General features: G+C 62.9%; 15 protein-coding genes. 14 read left to right on the top strand and 1 reads right to left on the bottom strand.

Features of this window, described 5'->3' with window-relative positions; all coding sequences use genetic code 11:
• Positions 1 to 92 precede the first annotated feature (92 nt).
• The 3 genes from ACQKIK_RS20225 to ACQKIK_RS20215 are packed head-to-tail and all read left to right on the top strand — an operon-like array spanning position 93 to position 2,548.
• Complete coding sequence (locus ACQKIK_RS20225) at positions 93 to 1,115, top strand: aminoglycoside phosphotransferase family protein (RefSeq protein WP_499137266.1); 1,023 nt, start codon at positions 93 to 95, stop codon at positions 1,113 to 1,115.
• Entirely contained in the window at positions 1,112 to 1,777 is a 666-nt protein-coding gene (gene murU, locus ACQKIK_RS20220) for an N-acetylmuramate alpha-1-phosphate uridylyltransferase MurU (protein WP_499137265.1), read from the top strand. The genes ACQKIK_RS20225 and murU overlap by 4 nt, the downstream gene beginning before the upstream one ends.
• Positions 1,778 to 2,548, top strand: a complete 771-nt coding sequence (locus ACQKIK_RS20215) for a DnaJ domain-containing protein (protein ID WP_499137264.1) — start codon at positions 1,778 to 1,780, stop codon at positions 2,546 to 2,548.
• A gap of 17 nt (positions 2,549 to 2,565) precedes the next feature.
• Here the strand turns inward: ACQKIK_RS20215 and ACQKIK_RS20210 are convergent, their stop codons facing one another.
• Positions 2,566 to 3,573 (bottom strand): alpha/beta hydrolase family protein, encoded by a 1,008-nt coding sequence (locus ACQKIK_RS20210; RefSeq protein ID WP_499137263.1) that lies wholly within the window; start codon positions 3,571 to 3,573, stop codon positions 2,566 to 2,568.
• Between the two features lie 157 nt (positions 3,574 to 3,730).
• Between ACQKIK_RS20210 and ACQKIK_RS20205 the strand changes: the two genes are divergently transcribed.
• The 11 genes from ACQKIK_RS20205 (at position 3,731) to trpE (ending at position 17,422) form a co-directional block, all read left to right on the top strand.
• Positions 3,731 to 6,100, top strand: a complete 2,370-nt coding sequence (locus ACQKIK_RS20205; RefSeq protein WP_499137398.1) for a PAS domain-containing sensor histidine kinase — start codon at positions 3,731 to 3,733, stop codon at positions 6,098 to 6,100.
• Between the two features lie 4 nt (positions 6,101 to 6,104).
• The gene (locus tag ACQKIK_RS20200; protein ID WP_046162870.1) at positions 6,105 to 6,734 is read left to right on the top strand and encodes a response regulator; all 630 of its coding nucleotides are present in this window, start codon (positions 6,105 to 6,107) and stop codon (positions 6,732 to 6,734) included.
• A 211-nt stretch (positions 6,735 to 6,945) separates the two neighbouring features.
• Positions 6,946 to 8,055 carry an ABC transporter ATP-binding protein gene (locus ACQKIK_RS20195; RefSeq protein WP_463287911.1) on the top strand — a complete coding sequence of 370 codons (1,110 nt, stop codon included), beginning with the start codon at positions 6,946 to 6,948 and terminating at the stop codon, positions 8,053 to 8,055.
• 55 nt (positions 8,056 to 8,110) lie between these two features.
• Complete coding sequence (locus ACQKIK_RS20190) at positions 8,111 to 9,142, top strand: ABC transporter substrate-binding protein (protein ID WP_499137262.1); 1,032 nt, start codon at positions 8,111 to 8,113, stop codon at positions 9,140 to 9,142.
• Positions 9,143 to 9,221: 79 nt separating this feature from the next.
• Complete coding sequence (locus ACQKIK_RS20185) at positions 9,222 to 10,475, top strand: ABC transporter permease (RefSeq protein ID WP_499137261.1); 1,254 nt, start codon at positions 9,222 to 9,224, stop codon at positions 10,473 to 10,475.
• Between the two features lie 64 nt (positions 10,476 to 10,539).
• The gene (locus ACQKIK_RS20180) at positions 10,540 to 11,367 is read left to right on the top strand and encodes an ABC transporter permease (protein WP_499137260.1); all 828 of its coding nucleotides are present in this window, start codon (positions 10,540 to 10,542) and stop codon (positions 11,365 to 11,367) included.
• Positions 11,368 to 11,380: 13 nt separating this feature from the next.
• Positions 11,381 to 12,847 (top strand): NADP-dependent succinate-semialdehyde dehydrogenase, encoded by a 1,467-nt coding sequence (gabD, locus tag ACQKIK_RS20175; protein ID WP_499137259.1) that lies wholly within the window; start codon positions 11,381 to 11,383, stop codon positions 12,845 to 12,847.
• A 155-nt stretch (positions 12,848 to 13,002) separates the two neighbouring features.
• Positions 13,003 to 14,283 carry a 4-aminobutyrate--2-oxoglutarate transaminase gene (gene gabT, locus ACQKIK_RS20170; protein ID WP_046162865.1) on the top strand — a complete coding sequence of 427 codons (1,281 nt, stop codon included), beginning with the start codon at positions 13,003 to 13,005 and terminating at the stop codon, positions 14,281 to 14,283.
• A 102-nt stretch (positions 14,284 to 14,385) separates the two neighbouring features.
• The gene (gene rpe / locus ACQKIK_RS20165) at positions 14,386 to 15,060 is read left to right on the top strand and encodes a ribulose-phosphate 3-epimerase (RefSeq protein ID WP_127838354.1); all 675 of its coding nucleotides are present in this window, start codon (positions 14,386 to 14,388) and stop codon (positions 15,058 to 15,060) included.
• Positions 15,057 to 15,758: a phosphoglycolate phosphatase gene (locus ACQKIK_RS20160; protein ID WP_499137258.1), complete on the top strand. Its 702-nt coding sequence runs from the start codon at positions 15,057 to 15,059 to the stop codon at positions 15,756 to 15,758. The genes rpe and ACQKIK_RS20160 overlap by 4 nt, the downstream gene beginning before the upstream one ends.
• A 185-nt stretch (positions 15,759 to 15,943) precedes the next feature.
• Positions 15,944 to 17,422 carry an anthranilate synthase component I gene (gene trpE / locus ACQKIK_RS20155; protein ID WP_499137257.1) on the top strand — a complete coding sequence of 493 codons (1,479 nt, stop codon included), beginning with the start codon at positions 15,944 to 15,946 and terminating at the stop codon, positions 17,420 to 17,422.
• The last annotated feature ends 118 nt before the right edge of the window (positions 17,423 to 17,540 follow it).

Raw genomic sequence — 17,540 nt, 5'->3', positions numbered from 1 at the left:
GGCTGGGCCGCACGCCTCTCGATGGGCTGAAAAAGATGCTGGATAATAAAGCATGACCCGCTTATCGGCTAGCGCCGTGGAGAGCCCCTGATATGCCGCAACCTGATCAACGTCTGCTGGACCTCAACGCCTGGCTGGAGCCCCATCTAAACGCGCTTTTCGCTCGTCGCGGCTGGGGCGAAGTCCCTGAGGTGTCGCTGGTTGCTGCCAGTAGTGACGCCAGCTTTCGTCGTTACTTCCGTTGGGAGGCAGGGCAGCACAGCTTTATCCTGATGGACGCACCGCCGCCCCAGGAGAACTGCCAGCCGTTCGTGAACATCGCTGCAATACTGGGCGAGGCTGGCGTGCATGTGCCCGAAATTCTTGCGGCTGACCTCGAGCGAGGCTTCTTGCTGCTCAGCGATCTGGGTCGGCAGACCTACTTGGACGTGATTGACGGCGATAATGCTGACGCACTCTTCGCTGACGCTATTTCGGCGCTGCTGACGTTCCAGGCCAACGCCAACCAAGCAGCGCTGCCTATCTATGACGAAGCCCTGCTGCGCCGCGAGCTGCAGCTATTCCCTGAATGGTATGTACAACGGCATCTGGGCCACAGCTTCACTGCGGATGAGCAGCAGCTGTGGGATCAAACCTGCCGAGTGCTGATCGACTCGGCGCTGGCCCAGCCAACAGTGCTGGTGCATCGCGACTATATGCCACGCAACTTGATGCTCAGCGAGCCGAACCCCGGCGTACTGGATTTTCAGGACGCTGTGATTGGCCCGGTCACCTATGACATCACCTCGCTGTTCAAGGATGCCTTTCTCAGCTGGCCGGAAGAGCGGGTGCTTGGCTGGCTGCAGGGTTACTGGGATTCCGCGCGTGCGCGGGGGATACCGGTGCAGGAGAGCTTCGCCGAGTTTCATCGCGCCAGCGATCTGATGGGCCTGCAGCGCCACCTCAAGGTCATCGGTATCTTTGCGCGAATCTGTCACCGTGACGGCAAGCCACGCTACCTGGGCGACGTGCCGCGCTTTTTCGCTTATCTCGACACCGTGCTGGAGCGCCGCCCTGAACTGGCCGATCTCAAGCGGCTGCTGCAAGGGTTGCCGCAGGAGCCCACTGCATCATGAGGGCGATGATCTTGGCGGCGGGAAAGGGCGAGCGCCTCCGGCCCCTGACCTTGCACACACCCAAACCGCTGGTCCGCGCGGGCGGCGTGCCGCTGATCGAGTACCACATCCGGGCGCTGGCCGAGGCCGGTATCGATGAGCTAGTGATCAATCACGCCTGGCTGGGTGAGCAGATCGAGGCGTACCTCGGTGACGGTCGGCGTTTGGGCGTTCGCATTCAGTACTCAGCCGAGGGCGAGCCACTGGAGACCGGCGGGGGGATTCTTCGTGCTTTACCGCTGCTGGTGGCGGAGCCTTTTATCGTGGTCAATGGCGATATCTGGACCGACTATGACTTTGGTGCGCTGAAGCGGCCACTCAAAGGCTTGGCGCATTTGGTGCTGGTGGACAATCCAGCGCATAACCTCAAAGGTGATTTCAGCTTGATCGACGGCTGCATTGGCGACGGGGACACTGCGACGCTGACCTACAGCGGCATCGCCGTCCTCAGCCCGCAATTGTTTAGCGGGTGCAGTGCCGGTGCGTTCAAACTTGCGCCACTGCTGCGCCAGGCTATGGCTGTTGGCAAGCTGAGCGGTGAGCATTATCGCGGGCGCTGGATTGACGTTGGGACGCATGAGCGTCTGGCTGAAGTCGAGCGCACGCTTGAGGCACAGCGCTGAATGTTCTGGCCAATCACGTTTCTAGGCGCACTTGCAGGGTGGCTGCTGGCGAGCATTCCGGGCGCCCTGTTGGGTGCACTGATCGGGCAGGTGCTGGATCGTCGCTTCGGGCTCGACTCCTGGGCGAGTGTTCGCCAACTGCTATCAAGGGTCAAACCGCTGATTCAGGGCAACGACTTGCTGTTTTTCCTGCTCGGACGCTTGGCGAAAAGCAGCGGGCGTATCAGCGAGGCACACATCCAGGCCGCCCGCAGTGAGATGCGCCGGCTCCAATTGACCGCGCCTCAACAACGCATGGCGATCGATGCCTTTTACCGTGGCAAATCCAGTGGGGACGGACTACGCGAGCCCTTGCAAAGATTAAGGGGGCGGCAGGATGAAGCGAAGGCGCTCCTGCAAGCCTGCTGGCGCATGGCCAGGGCACAGGGGCAGATCGATGCGCGTGAGCATGAGTTGATCATACTCTGGGGCAAGTGGATGGGCTGGGATTCGGTGGCCGTGGCGGCGCTGGACCAGCAAGGGGGGCGCCGCCAGGGCGCGCCGAGCAACCCCGGTGGGGCCTACGAGCAGGCATTGCGGTTGCTGGGAGTCCGTGCCGACAGCGAGCCGCAGGCCATCAAAAGGGCCTATCGGCGCCTGCTCAGCAAGCACCACCCGGACAAGCAGGCCGGTGCCGGCGCAACCGCCATCGAGGTGCGCGAGGCAACCGAGCGGACCCGCGAACTGCACCATGCCTACGGCCTGATTCGCGAGCGGCGAGGCTTTCGTTAGCGAGAGCCGGTCGGCGCTTATATTTCTCGTTTGAGCCAGCCGCGGACTCGTCGAACAAGCGCTTCCTGATCGGAGGGGCGATCGCCGGTCTGCTGGGGTAATCCGACTTGGCGATAGGCCGGGTGCTGGATTCGGCGGCTGGCGTTCAGTCGCTCGCGAGCTGTCCGTTGCTCACTCCCTGAGTCCTTGTAATAGAAGTCCCCGGTGGCCAGTTTGAGGGTCGGCACCAGCTGCGCAAGCGGCTCGTCTTGTCCTTCCGGTTGGCGCGGCTGGATCACCAGTAGATGCCTGACATCCGCCGGCGCCCGTTGCTGAAGATAGCGGGCCGCCCAATAGCCGCCTGTACCCTGGCCAAGCAGCACAATCGCTGCAGGTTGTTTGCTGCGGGCGAAGGTCAGGGCCGCCTCGATGCGTGCAGTGATTTGCTCGGCCTGCTCTGGCTTGGGCGCGGCCGTTTCGGCCGGGGCTTGCGCGTCGCCGTCGTCGGCTGCCGGTTCGTCTGGCACTGCTGCGGCTTCTTCAGGCAGATATCCAGCTTCGCTTGGCGGCGGCTCTTCGGTGGGCTGTTCAGGCTCGGGCTCGTCGATCGGTTGCTCGGGCGTTTGCTCAGTGGCTGGCGGTAACAGCAAGCCCGGCGAGTCCGGAAGGCTCAGGCTCAGGGTGTGCCAACCGTGGTCCGGCAGGCCACGACGCAGCGGGCCTATGCCGCGCGGCCAGTTGGTGCTTTCGCCCTCGCCAGGCAACAGGACGATGACACCCTTGGGTTCAGCGACATTGGCGGGGCGCCAGAGCGCAACGAAGTCGTCCTTGTCCGCGGTCAGGCTGATGAACTCGCTGGGCGGCAGCTGGCGCAACAGGTCGGCGGCCATGGTCGCGCTGCGAGAGGGCAGCGGCGGGCGATCAACAGCCACCGGAGCCGGAGTGGCTTCCGGTTCGGCAAGCTCCTCAACGGCGTTGACCAAAGGACTGGTGACGATGGCGAACAAGACGATCGCCAAACCAGTTGAAACGCGAGCATGAACCATGGGCTTTCCTGATAGACGCCGGCCTGGCGCTGCCGTGGTGCTGGCGCAGGCGGTGCAGATGCACTACAAAAGCGTTTTCGGCACGAATGCCGATCTCGTGAGGCTTATGGTGTCATTTCTGCTGCGTTGTTGCTGTCTGTTGCTTGCGCTGAACGTAATGACCGTACAGGCCTCGAGCGTGCCGCTGAGCGATGCGCAACAGGAATGGCTGGCGGCACACCAGCAGTGGCGTGTGGGTGTCGTGATGGCGCCGCCTTACGCCGAGTATGACCAGCGCCAGCGTCGCCTGTCCGGCTTCCACGTGCAGTTCATTGAGCGGCTGGCCGCCAGCCTCGGCGTCACCCTGCAATGGCATCGATTCGTCGATGAGGCAGCATTGAATGATGCCATGCGCGCCAACGAGATCGACCTCGCGCCAGGGCTGCGACAGACTCGGGAAGGGCTGCGCATCTGGCGCTATAGCGATCCGTTTCTGAGAGTGCCAAGGCTGATTATCGGCGACATAAACGGCCCCCGTGCGATCGATCTAGAGCGTCTGGACAGTAATGATGTGATCGCCCTGGAAGGGCCCGGCGCGGTGGCCGACTACATGCGCAGCAACTACCCGAGCCAGCCCGTGCTGGAAGTCGGTAGCCAGTTCGAGGCACTTCGTCAGTTGCTCGAGGCACGCGTGCGCTTCGCAGTGGTGGATGAGCCGCTTTACGGCCGGCTCTCGCAGCGGGCCGAATATGCATCGCTGGATGTCGTAGGCGATCTAGGTAATCCATTGTTGCTGCGCATCGGTTCCCGGCGCGACAGCCCGGTGATGAGCGCGGTCATCGATCAGGCGTTGCGCAACTTTCCTGCCGGTGAGTTCAGTCAGTTGCAGGAGCACTGGCTGAAATCGCGCAGCATCGACCAATCCCGACGCATCAGTTACTGGCGCAGCCTCAGCCTACTGTTGACGTTGCTGCTGGTGGCTACCGTGACCATGCTGGTCTGGCAGCGCCGCCAGCAGGGGCTTCTGGAGAGCCGGTTGAAATCGGCGCGGCGAGACATCGAGGCGCGCGCCGCGGCCGAAGAGGCGCAGCGGCTGACTCAGTTCTGCCTCGATCACAGTACGGTCGGCATTCTCTGGTTGAACTGGGACAGCCATGTTCGATATGCCAACCAGGCTGCCGTCGAACTGCTCGGGTATGCCTCGGACAGTCTTCTCGACCAGCCCTTGCAAGCGTTGGAGCCGGGAATGAGCATGGACGACTGGCTGCAGCTCTGGCGTGACGCCCGCAGTGGTGTGGAGGACCATCGGGTCCACGAATGTGAGTGGCAGCGTGCCGACGGCAGCCGGTTCCCCGCCGCAGTCACCCTGAGTTTCCTGCGATTCGGCAGTAAGGAATACCTGGTCGTGTTCCTCGCTGACATTACCGAGCGCCGCCGCGCCAGTGCCGCGCTGCAGGAAAGCGAGGTGCGCCTTAAGGCCATGGCCGGCAACGTCCCCGGACTGGTGTTCCGCCTCGAGCGGCAGGACGCCGGTGCGCCGGTCAGCATCGCCTACATCAGCGAGGCCAGCGAGCGCCTGGTTGGCTACTCGGCTGAGCTGTTGTTGCAGCCCGGACGCGGTATCCGCAGCCTGGTTCACCCCGATGACGAGCCGGGTTACTGGAGCAGCCAGCAGCAAGCCTTGGACAGCATGAGTGACTGGTACTGGCAGGGGCGCATTCTGACTCGTTCCGGCGAGATTCGCTGGGCCGATATCCGTGCGTCGGTACGGGGCCAGCTGGAGGGACGGCAGGTCTGGGACGGCATCGTCTGGGATATCACTGACAACAAGCGGATTGAGCTGGAGCTGGACGCCTCGCGTGCGCAGTTGCGCAAGCTGGCGGCGCACGTCGAGACCGTGCGCGAGGAGGAAAAAGCCCACATCGCCCGCGAGGTCCATGACGAGCTAGGGCAGATGCTGACGGTACTGAAGTTGGAAATCTCCATGTGCGAGATCAGCTTCGCCGAGCTCGATCCCGGCCTGGCGGCCCGTTTGCAGGGCATGAAGCGGTTGATTGCGCAGCTGTTCCAGCAGGTGCGCGACGTGGCGACCGCCCTGCGCCCGCCGATTCTGGACGCCGGCATCGCATCGGCCATCGACTGGCAGGCGCGGCGCTTTGAGGAGCGCACTGGCGTCGCCTGCCTAGTGGAAGTGCCGGAATGCCCGCCGCAACTCGGTAATGCCAAGGCCATCGGCTTGTTTCGCATCCTTCAGGAAGCCCTGACCAATGTCATGCGTCACGCCAATGCACAAACCGTGAGCCTCACCCTGCAGCAGCAAGGGGATATGCTGTGCTTGAGCATCAGCGATGACGGCCAGGGTTTCGTGGTTCAGCAGAGCCGCCAGGGACCCTCATTCGGCCTGGTTGGTATGCACGAGCGAGCGCAGATGCTCGGCGGCACGTTGCTGCTGGAAAGCCAGCCGGGCGAGGGGACCTTGATTCACGTCTCGGTGCCCCTGGATGTCCCAGCCGCGCCTGCGGTTCTGATCAGTACATTGGAGAGCTAGCGCCATGATTAGGGTAATCGTCGCCGAGGATCACACCATTGTTCGCGAGGGCATCAAGCAGCTGATCGGATTGGCCAAGGACATGCAGGTGATCGGTGAGGCGGGTAACGGTCAGCAGCTGCTCGACCAGTTGCGGCTGACGCCTTGCGATGTGGTGCTGCTGGACATCTCCATGCCGGGCATCAACGGACTGGAAGCCATTCCACGGATCCGTGCATTGAGCCAGCCGCCAGCGATCCTGGTCCTGTCGATGCATGACGAGGCACAGATGGCGGCGCGTGCGCTGAAAATCGGCGCTGCCGGATATGCCACCAAGGACAGCGACCCGGCGCTATTGCTGACCGCGGTGCGCAAGGTCGCCGCCGGCGGCCGTTATATCGATCCGGAGCTGGCGGATCGAATGGTCTTCGAAGTCGGGCTCACTGATTCCCGGCCACCCCATGCGCTGCTGTCCGAGCGTGAGTACTCGGTTTTCGAGCGCCTGGTGCATGGTGACTCGGTCAACGACATCGCCGCCAAGCTGGCGCTCAGTAGCAAGACCATCAGCACGCACAAGGCGCGCCTGATGCAGAAGCTCGTCGCGCACTCAGTGGCCGATCTGGTCCGCTATGCCATGGAGCACAAGCTGGTCTGAGCTCGCTCCACGGTCGCCCTGCACGCCTCAACCCAGCGGCCTTCACCCTTTGACAGCTGCTTGGTCAGGCCGCTGGGGCAACAGCTGTTGTAGGGCAATCCCTACACCGGTCTCTCCGTTTGACTGAGTTCAATCACTCCGCTGCGCCGATGTTCGCGGACTGCGCAGGCTCCTAACCTGTGGTCATGGAACAACGGAACACAGGTGCGGCATGCTCGATTCTCAAGCGAACGAAGTACTGGTCAGCTTTCGTGGCATCCAGAAGAGTTACGACGGCGAAGCGCTGATCGTCAAAGACCTCAACCTGGACATCCGCAAGGGTGAATTCCTCACGCTGCTGGGCCCGTCCGGCTCCGGCAAGACCACCAGCCTGATGATGCTGGCCGGCTTCGAGACGCCGACTGCAGGTGAAATCCTGCTCGGCGGCCGTTCGATCAACAAGCTGCCGCCGCACAAGCGCGACATGGGCATGGTATTCCAGAACTATGCGCTGTTTCCGCACATGACGGTTTCCGAGAACCTGGCGTTCCCGCTAAGCGTGCGGGGCATGGCCAAGCTCGACATCAAGGAGCGAGTCAAACGCGCCCTGTCGATGGTGCAGCTAGAGGGCTTCCGCAATCGCTACCCGGCTCAGCTCTCCGGCGGCCAGCAGCAGCGCGTGGCCCTGGCCCGTGCCCTGGTGTTCGAGCCGCAGCTGGTGTTGATGGATGAACCCCTGGGGGCGCTTGATAAGCAGTTGCGCGAGCAGATGCAGATGGAGATCAAGCACCTGCACCAAAGCCTGGGCGTGACCGTGGTCTATGTCACCCATGATCAGGGCGAGGCGCTGACCATGTCAGATCGGGTTGCGGTATTCCATCAGGGCGAAATTCAGCAGATCGATGAGCCGCGGGCGCTCTACGAGCGGCCGGCAAACACCTTCGTCGCCAACTTTCTCGGCGAGAACAACCGGCTGCCGGCACGGCTGGTCAGTCGCAATGGCGACAACTGCACCGTTGAATTAGGCCGCGGCGAACGGGTCGAGGCCCTTGCGGTGAAGGTCGGTGCGCCGGGTACACCGGTCAATCTGTCGATCCGCCCGGAACGGGTCCGCCTCAACGGCGCCAGCGCCAATTGCCCGAATCGCTTCACCGGGCGGGTGGCCGAATTCGTCTATCTGGGCGATCACATCCGCATCCGCCTCGAGGTCTGTGGCATCAGCGATTTCTTCGTCAAGCAACCAATCGCCGAGTTCGATCCCGCCCTGGCGGTTGGTGATGTCGTGCCGATCGGCTGGCAAGTGGAACACGTCCGTGCGCTGGATCCGCTGCAAGCGGCATAAGCAGGGGCGAGCAAGCAAGAAAGCTGTCTTCAACCGCATCATGGAGCGAATAACAATGCTGAACTCTCTGAAACTGACCGCGCTTAGCATCGGACTGGTATGCGCTGCCCAGGCCACGGCGGAAAACCTCACGGCCGTCACCTTCGGCGGGGCCAACAAGCAGGCCCAGATTAAAGCCTTCAACGAGCCGTTCGAGGCCAAGACCGGCCACAAGATCATCGCCGGCGAGTACAACGGCGAGATGGCCAAGGTGAAGGCCATGGTCGATACCAACAGCGTGTCCTGGCACCTCGTGGAAGTCGAATCACCGGAGCTGTCGCGCGGCTGCGACGAAGGGCTGTTCGAGGAAATCGATCCGTCGGTGGCGGGTAATCCGGATGACTTCATCGAGGGTGCCATACAGCCTTGCGGTGTCGGCTTCTTCGTCTGGTCCACGGTGCTGGCCTACAACGCCGACAAGCTTGCCAGCGCGCCGACCGGCTGGGCGGATTTTTGGGATACCGAGAAATTTCCCGGCAAGCGCGGCCTGCGCAAGGGGGCCAAGTACACCCTTGAATTCGCCTTGATGGCTGATGGGGTTGCGCCGAAAGACGTGTACACAGTCCTGGCGACCAAAGAAGGCCAGGACCGGGCCTTCAAGAAGCTCGACCAGATCAAACCCAGCATTCAATGGTGGGAAGCCGGCGCGCAGCCACCGCAGTTTCTGGCCTCCGGTGACGTGGTCATGAGCAGCGCCTACAACGGTCGCATCGCCGCGGTGCAGGACGAGAGCAATCTGCAGGTGGTTTGGGACGGTGGCATCTATGACTTCGATTCCTGGGCGATGCCCAAAGGTGCGAAGGATCAGAAGGCGGCGCTCGAATTCGTCAGCTTTACCTTGCAACCGCAGCAGCAGAAAGCCTTCTCAGAAAACATCGCCTACGGGCCGGCGAACAAGAAAGCGGTCGAACTGCTCGATCCCAAGCTGGTGAAGAACATGCCCACGACCCCCGAGAACATCGCCAACCAAGTGGCTATGAACGTCACCTTCTGGGCCGACTATGGCGAGCAACTGGAACAGCGCTTCAACGCCTGGGCTGCGCGCTAAGCAAGCCTGGCACCCCTCGCATGGCCGGCCCTGAGGCGGGCCATGCGCCGCCGGAAACTGAAACTTTGCGGAGTTCGCCATGGCGACTGCCATCTCCTTGCCTGTTCCCGATATCGCCGAGCCCAACCTGAAGCGTCGGCTGGCGCGTGCCGAGCGCATGAACAGGTTGAAATCCAAGGCGCTGATCCTGCCGTTGCTGGTGTTCTTGCTGTTGACCTTCGTGCTGCCAATCGCCTCGTTGCTCTGGCGCAGCGTCGACAACCCGGAGGTGGTGGGAAGTCTGCCGCGCACGGTCGAGGCAATTGCGGCCTGGGATGGCCGCGGTCTACCGGAGGAATCGGTATACCGGGCCCTCAGCGAAGACCTGCTCGAGGCGAGGCAGAATCAGTCGCTGGGCGATCTGTCCAAACGCTTGAATATGGAGCAGGCCGGTTTCCGCAGCCTGATGACCAAGACGGCCCGCGCGCTCCCATTCAAGGAATTGCCAACGTCCTATAAGGAAGCGCTCGAGACTTTCGATGAGCGCTGGGGCGACCCTGCCTATTGGCAGGTCATCCGTCGTAACGACAGTGCGCTCGCACCCTACTATCTGCTGGCTGCCGTCGATCACCGCATCGACGACATGGGCGAGCTGGCACCGGTCTCGCCTGATCAGGCGGTGTACCTGGACATCTTCGCCCGCACCTTCTGGATGGGCCTGGTGATCACGGCGATCTGCCTGGTGCTTGCCTATCCGCTCGCGTATCTGCTGGCAAATCTGCCAGCGCGCAAGAGCAACCTGCTGATGATCATGGTGCTGCTGCCGTTCTGGACCTCCATCCTGGTGCGCGTCGCCGCCTGGATCGTGCTGCTGCAGTCGAGCGGCCTGATCAACGGTGCGCTGTTGAAGATGGGCCTGATCGACGAGCCGCTGCAATTGGTATTCAACCGCGCCGGCGTGTACATCGCCATGGTGCATATCCTGCTGCCGTTCATGATCCTGCCGATCTACAGCGTGATGAAGAACATCTCGCCGAGTTACATGCGTGCGGCGATCTCGCTGGGCTGTCATCCCTTCGCCAGCTTCTGCCGGGTGTATTTCCCGCAGACGCTGGCCGGCGTGGGTGCTGGGTGTCTGCTGGTGTTCATCATCTCCATTGGCTACTACATCACGCCGGCGCTGCTCGGCAGCCCCAACGACCAGATGGTCAGCTACTTCGTCGCCTTCTACACCAACACGACCATCAACTGGGGCATGGCGACGGCGCTGGGCGGCCTGCTCTTGCTGGCGACCATGCTGTTGTACGTCGTCTACAGCTGGCTGGTCGGCGCCAGCCGACTGAGGCTGGGTTGAGCATGACGGCGCATACCCAGCGATCACAGCAAACCATTCGTTCATTTGGGCAGGAGACCGTTCCATGCTGAGCCCCTACATGTCGCCCATCGAGCGGGTCTGGTTCTACACGCTGCGCATCCTCTGTGGGCTGGTGCTGCTGTTTCTGATCGTGCCGGTGCTGGTCATCGTGCCGCTGTCCTTCAACTCAGGCTCGTTTCTGGCCTATCCGCTGCAGGGATTCTCCATGCGCTGGTACGAGGCCTTGTTCAGCTCGGCGGACTGGATGCGTTCACTGAAGAACTCGATGCTCATCGCGCCGGCCGCCACGGCGCTCGCGATGGTTTTCGGCACATTGGCGGCGATCGGCCTGACCCGCGGCGAATTCCGCGGCAAGGCGTTGGTGATGACCTTGCTGATATCGCCGATGGTGGTGCCGGTTGTAATCGTCGGTGTGGCCAGCTACCTGTTCTTCGCCCCGCTGGGTATGGGCAATAGCTACTTGTCGCTGATTCTGGTGCATGCAGTACTGGGCGTGCCGTTCGTGATCATCACGGTGTCGGCCACGCTGCAGGGCTTCAACCACAACCTGGTGCGCGCCGCGGCCAGCCTGGGCGCCTCGCCACTGACCGCCTTCTTTCGCGTGACGCTGCCGCTGATCGCGCCGGGAGTGATCAGTGGTGCGCTGTTCGCTTTCGCCACTTCCTTCGACGAAGTGGTGGTGACGCTGTTCCTCGCCGGCCCCGAGCAGATCACCTTGCCGCGGCAGATGTTCAGCGGCATTCGTGAAAACCTCAGCCCGACCATCGCCGCCGCGGCCACCTTGCTGATTGGCTTCTCGATCGCGCTGCTGCTGACCCTGGAGTGGCTGCGCGGCCGCTCCGAGAAGATGCGTACCCAACAACCCGCCTGATTCGGACGCTTCCATGACCCTGCAACTCGATCACCCCGGCCTGCTTCGCCAGCAGGCCTACCTAGACGGCGTGTGGTGCGATGCCGACGAGGGCGGCCGGACCGCTATCTTCAACCCAGCCACCGGCGAACTCATCGGCGAGGTGCCCAACATGGGGCGCGCCGAAACCCGTCGCGCCATCGAGGCCGCACAGGCGGCACAACCGGCCTGGCGGGCGCTCACCGCCAAGGAGCGCGCCGCGCGTCTGCGTCGTTGGTACGGGCTGATGCTGGAAAACCAGGAAGACCTGGCGCGCATCATGACGGCCGAACAGGGCAAACCGCTGGCCGAGGCCCGTGGCGAAGTGGCCTACGCCGCATCCTTTCTCGAATGGTTCGCCGAGGAGGGCAAGCGCCTGTACGGCGATGTGATCCCGGCGCACGCCAGCGACAAGCGCATTCTGGTGCAGAAGGAGCCGGTGGGCGTGACTGCCGCCATTACGCCGTGGAATTTCCCCAGCGCCATGATCACCCGCAAGGTCGGTCCGGCGCTCGCCGCCGGCTGCGCCATGGTGCTCAAGCCGGCGCCGCAGACGCCGTTCTCCGCGCTGGCGCTGGCCGTGCTTGCCGAACGCGCGGGTATCCCGGCTGGGTTGTTCAGCGTGGTCACCGCCGACGCCGGCATGTCTCGTGAAGTGGGGGCCGAACTCTGCGAAAGCCCTATCGTGCGCAAACTCTCGTTTACCGGCTCGACGGCGGTGGGCATCAAGCTGATGCAGCAGTGCGCGCCGACCCTGAAGAAGCTCTCGCTTGAGCTGGGCGGCAATGCGCCCTTTATCGTCTTCGACGACGCCGACCTGGATGCGGCGGTCGAGGGCGCGATGATCTCCAAGTATCGCAACGCCGGGCAGACGTGCGTCTGCGCCAATCGCATCTACGTGCAGGACGGTGTCTACGACGCCTTCGCTGACAAGCTTGCTGCCGCAGTGGCGCGGCTTAAGGTTGGCAACGGTGCAGAGGAGGGCGTCACCACCGGCCCGCTGATCGACGCCGCCGCAGTGGCCAAGGTCCAGCGCCATTTGCAGGACGCGCTGGACAAAGGCGCCACACTGCTGACCGGCGGCAAGCCGCACGCACTGGGTGGCACCTTCTTCGAGCCGACCCTGCTCGGCGACGTCACCGCCGAGATGGCCGTGGCGCGCGAGGAAACCTTCGGCCCGCTGGCGCCACTGTTCCGCTTCAGCGACGAGGCAGCTGTGATCCACCAGGCCAACGACACCGAGTTCGGCCTCGCTGCCTATTTTTATGCACGCGACCTGGGAAGGGTGTTTCGCGTGGCCGAAGCGCTGGAGTACGGCATGGTCGGTATCAACACCGGGGTAATCTCCACCGAGGTGGCCCCGTTCGGCGGCATGAAGGCCTCCGGGCTCGGGCGCGAGGGCTCGCGCTACGGTCTGGACGAGTACGTGGAGATCAAATATCTGTGTCTGGGCGGCCTTTGAGCCGGCCAGCAATTGCGTCGTGCAAAATATTGCACATGCTATTACTGTTATCCGAACGCCCGGATGGCCCGGCAGTCGATCATCGTATGCTGCCGGACCCGCTTCCAGGTGTTCATTCCGACCCGAGCCGACGATGAGCGGCTACTGAGGAGCTTATGAGCAAGACCAACGAATCCCTAATGAAACGCCGTGTCGCCGCCGTTCCCCGTGGGGTCGGCCAGATCCATCCGATCTTTGCCGATCACGCTAAGAACAGCAGCGTGGTCGACGTCGAAGGTCGCGAGTTCATTGATTTCGCCGGCGGCATTGCTGTGCTGAATACTGGCCACCTGCACCCGAAAATCATCAAAGCGGTGGAAGCGCAGCTGCACAAGCTGACCCACACCTGCTTCCAGGTGCTGGCTTACGAGCCCTACGTCGAACTGTGCGAGAAGATCAACGCGCGGGTGCCAGGCGATTTCGCCAAGAAGACGTTGCTGGTCACTACCGGCTCCGAGGCGGTGGAAAACGCCGTGAAGATCGCCCGCGCTGCCACCGGACGTGCCGGAGTGATCGCGTTCACTGGTGCTTATCACGGCCGCACCATGATGACCCTGGGGCTGACCGGCAAGGTCGCGCCGTACTCCGCTGGAATGGGCCTGATGCCGGGCGGCATCTTCCGCGCGCAGTATCCCTGCGCAATCCATGGCGTCAGCGTTGATGAGTCGATCGCCAGTATCGAACGCATCTTCAAGAACGACGCCGAGCCGCGCGATATCGCCGCGATCATCATTGAACCGGTGCAGGGCGAGGGCGGCTTCAACGTCGCACCCAAAGAGTTCATGGTCCGCCTGCGCGCGCTATGCGACGAGCACGGCATCCTGCTGATCGCCGATGAAGTGCAGACCGGCGCCGGACGAACCGGGACGTTCTTCGCCATGGAGCAGATGGGCGTGGTCGCTGATCTGACCACCTTCGCCAAATCGGTCGGCGGCGGCTTTCCGATTGCCGGCGTCTGCGGCAAGGCTGAGATCATGGACGCCATCGCGCCTGGCGGACTGGGCGGCACCTACGCGGGCAACCCGTTGTCCTGCGCGGCGGCGCTGGCTGTCATGGAAATCTTCGAGGAAGAGAAGCTGCTCGACCGCTGCAAGGTGGTGGCAGAAAAACTCACCACCGGGCTCAAGGCGATCCAGGCGCGGCACAAGGAAATCGGTGAGGTTCGTGGGCTCGGCGCGATGATCGCCATCGAGCTGTTCGAGGACGGCGACCATGCGCGTCCGGCAGCGGCGCTGACCTCGCAGATTGTCGCCAAGGCACGCGACAAGGGCCTGATCCTGCTGTCCTGCGGCACCTACTACAACGTGCTACGTGTGCTGGTGCCGCTGACTGCAGAGGACGAGCTGCTCGAACGTGGTCTGGCGATCATCGCCGAGTGCTTCGACGAGCTGACCTGATCCACCCGAGGCGCGTCGGCATCCGCAACGGATGTCAGGCGCGCCGCAACCCCGACCCTCGGTTACAATGCGCCGCATTCCGCCGTGCTACCCGAGGTCGTCATGCAGCCGTTCGCCATCGCTCCCTCCATTCTTTCCGCCAATTTCGCCCGTCTGGGTGAAGAAGTGGACAACGTCCTCGCCGCCGGCGCCGACATCGTCCATTTCGATGTGATGGACAACCATTACGTGCCCAACCTGACCATCGGCCCGATGGTTTGCTCCGCCCTGCGCAAGCACGGCGTCACCGCGCCAATTGATGTACATCTGATGGTCCGTCCGGTGGACCGCATGATCGGCGACTTCCTCGAAGCCGGCGCCAGCTACATCACCTTTCACCCGGAAGCTTCGGATCACATCGATCGATCGCTTCAGCTGATAAAGGATGGCGGTGCCAAGGCCGGTCTGGTGTTCAATCCGGCCACCCCGCTGGATGTGCTCAAGTACGTGATGGACAAGGTCGACATGGTCCTGTTGATGAGCGTCAACCCTGGATTTGGCGGCCAGAAGTTCATCCCCAACACCCTGGATAAGCTGCGCGAGGCGCGCGCGTTGATCGATGCCAGCGGGCGTGAAATTCGCCTGGAGATCGACGGCGGGGTGAACCCCAAGAACATCCGTGAGATCGCTGCAGCCGGGGCCGATACCTTCGTCGCTGGCTCGGCCATTTTCAACCAGCCGGACTACAAGGCCGTGATCGACCAGATGCGCGCCGAACTGGCGCTGGCCCGCTCATGACTCGCCTGGAGCAGCTCTTCGACGGCAAGTTGCCGCGGCTGGTGATGTTCGACCTGGACGGCACCCTGATGGATTCGGTTCCGGACCTGGCCGCTGCGGTGGACAAGATGCTGATGCTGCTGGGCCGTGAACCTGCCGGCATGGCGCGAGTACGCGACTGGGTCGGCAACGGTTCGAAGGTACTGGTACGTCGGGCACTGGCCGGTAAGTTGCAGCATGACGGCGTTGCCGATGAATTAGCCGACGAGGCGCTGGCGCTGTTCATGCAGGCTTATTCCGGCGGCCACGAACTGACCACGGTGTATCCGGGCGTTCGGGAATGCCTGGACTGGCTGCGCGAGCATGACGTGAAACTCTCGATCATCACCAACAAACCGGCGCAGTTCATCGAGCCGCTGCTGGAGGAGAAGGGGCTCGCGGGTTACTTCCAGTGGCTGGTCGGGGGCGATACCTTGCCGCAGCAGAAGCCCGATCCCGCAGCGCTGTTGTGGGTCATGAGCCAGGCCGGCGTCGAGCCCGATGCATCACTGTTCGTCGGCGACTCACGCAACGATGTGCGCGCGGCGAAAGCGGCGGCCGTTCCCTGTGTAGCGCTGACTTATGGCTACAACCACGGCGAACCCATCGCCAACGAGGCGCCGACACTGGTGCTCGATAACCTGCGCGAGCTGGTTGCTTCGGTTTCGGGGCTGAGCTAGTGTGGCCTCTGTTCCGCACATCCCGCAGACGAGATCAGATCGTGGTGGTCACCCGCAAACAATGGATGAATGTCATCAAGGCCCTGGCCCGTTGGCGCTGGCGCGCCTGACATTTCCTGCCGGCTTCGCCCGGTACGTTTGCACAACTCGACCTTATGTAGTTCCCCTCCGACCACGAGGCTGACATGACCCGCGAAGAATTCCTGCGTTTGGCCGCCGAAGGCCACAACCGCATCCCTCTGTCGTTCGAAACCCTTGCTGACTTCGACACGCCGCTGACGCTCTATCTCAAGCTGGCCGACGCGCCTAACTCCTACCTACTCGAGTCCGTACAGGGCGGCGAGAAGTGGGGGCGCTATTCGATTATCGGCCTGCCGTGCCGCACCGTGCTCAGGGTGCATGATCACAACGTTAGCGTGACCACCGATGGCATCGAGACCGAACAGTCCGATGTCGAGGATCCGTTGGCCTTCGTCGAAGCCTTTCAGCAGCGCTATCGTGTGGCGCCGGTCGAAGGCTTGCCGCGTTTCAATGGCGGGCTGGTCGGATACTTCGGTTACGACAGCGTGCGCTATGTCGAACGCAAGCTGGCGACCTGTCCCAATCCCGATCCGTTGGGCACGCCGGATATCCTGCTGATGGTCTCCGACGCCGTGGTGGTCTTCGACAACCTCGCCGGCAAGCTGCACTGCATCGTGCTAGCCGATCCGTCGCAGCCGGACGCCTATGAGGCGGGGCAGGCGAAACTTCAGGCGCTGCGCGAAAAACTGCGCCAGTCGATCACGCCGCGCCTGGGCCTGGACTTCGAGAATGGCGGCGGCACCGAGCCGACCTTCCGCTCCAGCTTCAGCCGCGAGGACTACGAGCAGGCGGTCAACCGCATCAAGGACTACATCCTCGCCGGCGACTGCATGCAGGTGGTGATCTCCCAGCGCATGTCGATTCCCTTCAAGGCCGCGCCGATCGATCTGTACCGCGCGCTGCGCTGCTTCAACCCGACGCCTTATATGTACTTCTTCAATTTCGGCGATTTCCACGTGGTGGGCTCGTCGCCGGAAGTGCTGGTGCGGGTGGAGGAAGGTCTGGTGACGGTCCGGCCTATCGCTGGCACCCGCCCGCGGGGCGTCAACGAGGAAGCCGATCTGGCTCTGGAACAGGATCTGCTCAGCGACGCCAAGGAACTGGCCGAACACTTGATGCTGATCGACCTGGGCCGCAACGACGTCGGCCGCGTGGCCGAGAATGGTTCGGTGCGGCTTACCGAAAAGATGGTCATCGAGCGCTATTCCAACGTGATGCATATCGTCTCCAACGTCACCGGCCAGCTCAAGGCACCACTGACGGCCATGGATGCGCTGCGCGCGATCCTGCCGGCCGGCACCCTGTCTGGTGCACCGAAGGTCCGCGCCATGGAGATCATCGACGAACTCGAACCGGTAAAACGCGGCGTGTATGGCGGTGCAGTCGGCTATCTGGGCTGGAACGGCAACATGGATACCGCTATTGCTATCCGTACCGCAGTGATCAAGGACGGCGAACTGCACGTGCAGGCCGGTGCCGGCATCGTCGCCGACTCGCAACCGGCGCTGGAATGGGAAGAAACACTGAATAAACGCCGCGCGATGTTCCGCGCGGTGGCCTTGGCGGAGCACGGGAGCGACTGACTTCGGCGCGGCTCAGGGGTTCATTCGGCGACTGCGACTAAAGTCCTTATTAGCCGTATGGTAATGGCTATGGGCTAGCCATATAGTCGTGGAAGCCGAGCAGGATCGCTCGGCGATC

It is taken from the genome of Pseudomonas sp. NPDC047961, from assembly GCF_050272435.1.
GTDB lineage: Bacteria > Pseudomonadota > Gammaproteobacteria > Pseudomonadales > Pseudomonadaceae > Stutzerimonas.
Note: the sequence above shows the minus strand (reverse complement) of the source record. Positions and strands in the feature narration are given on the sequence as shown.

What these genes read in the sequence shown, in the direction of transcription:
- ACQKIK_RS20185 (WP_499137261.1), top strand. Translation starts at nt 9,222, where the DNA reads ATGGCGACTGCCATCTCCTTGCCTGTTCCCGATATCGCCGAGCCCAAC.
- ACQKIK_RS20205 (WP_499137398.1), top strand. Translation starts at nt 3,731, where the DNA reads ATGACCGTACAGGCCTCGAGCGTGCCGCTGAGCGATGCGCAACAGGAA.
- murU (WP_499137265.1), top strand. Translation starts at nt 1,112, where the DNA reads ATGAGGGCGATGATCTTGGCGGCGGGAAAGGGCGAGCGCCTCCGGCCC.
- ACQKIK_RS20215 (WP_499137264.1), top strand. Translation starts at nt 1,778, where the DNA reads ATGTTCTGGCCAATCACGTTTCTAGGCGCACTTGCAGGGTGGCTGCTG.
- gabT (WP_046162865.1), top strand. Translation starts at nt 13,003, where the DNA reads ATGAGCAAGACCAACGAATCCCTAATGAAACGCCGTGTCGCCGCCGTT.
- gabD (WP_499137259.1), top strand. Translation starts at nt 11,381, where the DNA reads ATGACCCTGCAACTCGATCACCCCGGCCTGCTTCGCCAGCAGGCCTAC.
- ACQKIK_RS20160 (WP_499137258.1), top strand. Translation starts at nt 15,057, where the DNA reads ATGACTCGCCTGGAGCAGCTCTTCGACGGCAAGTTGCCGCGGCTGGTG.
- ACQKIK_RS20200 (WP_046162870.1), top strand. Translation starts at nt 6,105, where the DNA reads ATGATTAGGGTAATCGTCGCCGAGGATCACACCATTGTTCGCGAGGGC.
- ACQKIK_RS20210 (WP_499137263.1), bottom strand. Translation starts at nt 3,573, where the DNA reads ATGGTTCATGCTCGCGTTTCAACTGGTTTGGCGATCGTCTTGTTCGCC.
- ACQKIK_RS20190 (WP_499137262.1), top strand. Translation starts at nt 8,111, where the DNA reads ATGCTGAACTCTCTGAAACTGACCGCGCTTAGCATCGGACTGGTATGC.
- ACQKIK_RS20195 (WP_463287911.1), top strand. Translation starts at nt 6,946, where the DNA reads ATGCTCGATTCTCAAGCGAACGAAGTACTGGTCAGCTTTCGTGGCATC.
- ACQKIK_RS20180 (WP_499137260.1), top strand. Translation starts at nt 10,540, where the DNA reads ATGCTGAGCCCCTACATGTCGCCCATCGAGCGGGTCTGGTTCTACACG.
- rpe (WP_127838354.1), top strand. Translation starts at nt 14,386, where the DNA reads ATGCAGCCGTTCGCCATCGCTCCCTCCATTCTTTCCGCCAATTTCGCC.
- ACQKIK_RS20225 (WP_499137266.1), top strand. Translation starts at nt 93, where the DNA reads ATGCCGCAACCTGATCAACGTCTGCTGGACCTCAACGCCTGGCTGGAG.
- trpE (WP_499137257.1), top strand. Translation starts at nt 15,944, where the DNA reads ATGACCCGCGAAGAATTCCTGCGTTTGGCCGCCGAAGGCCACAACCGC.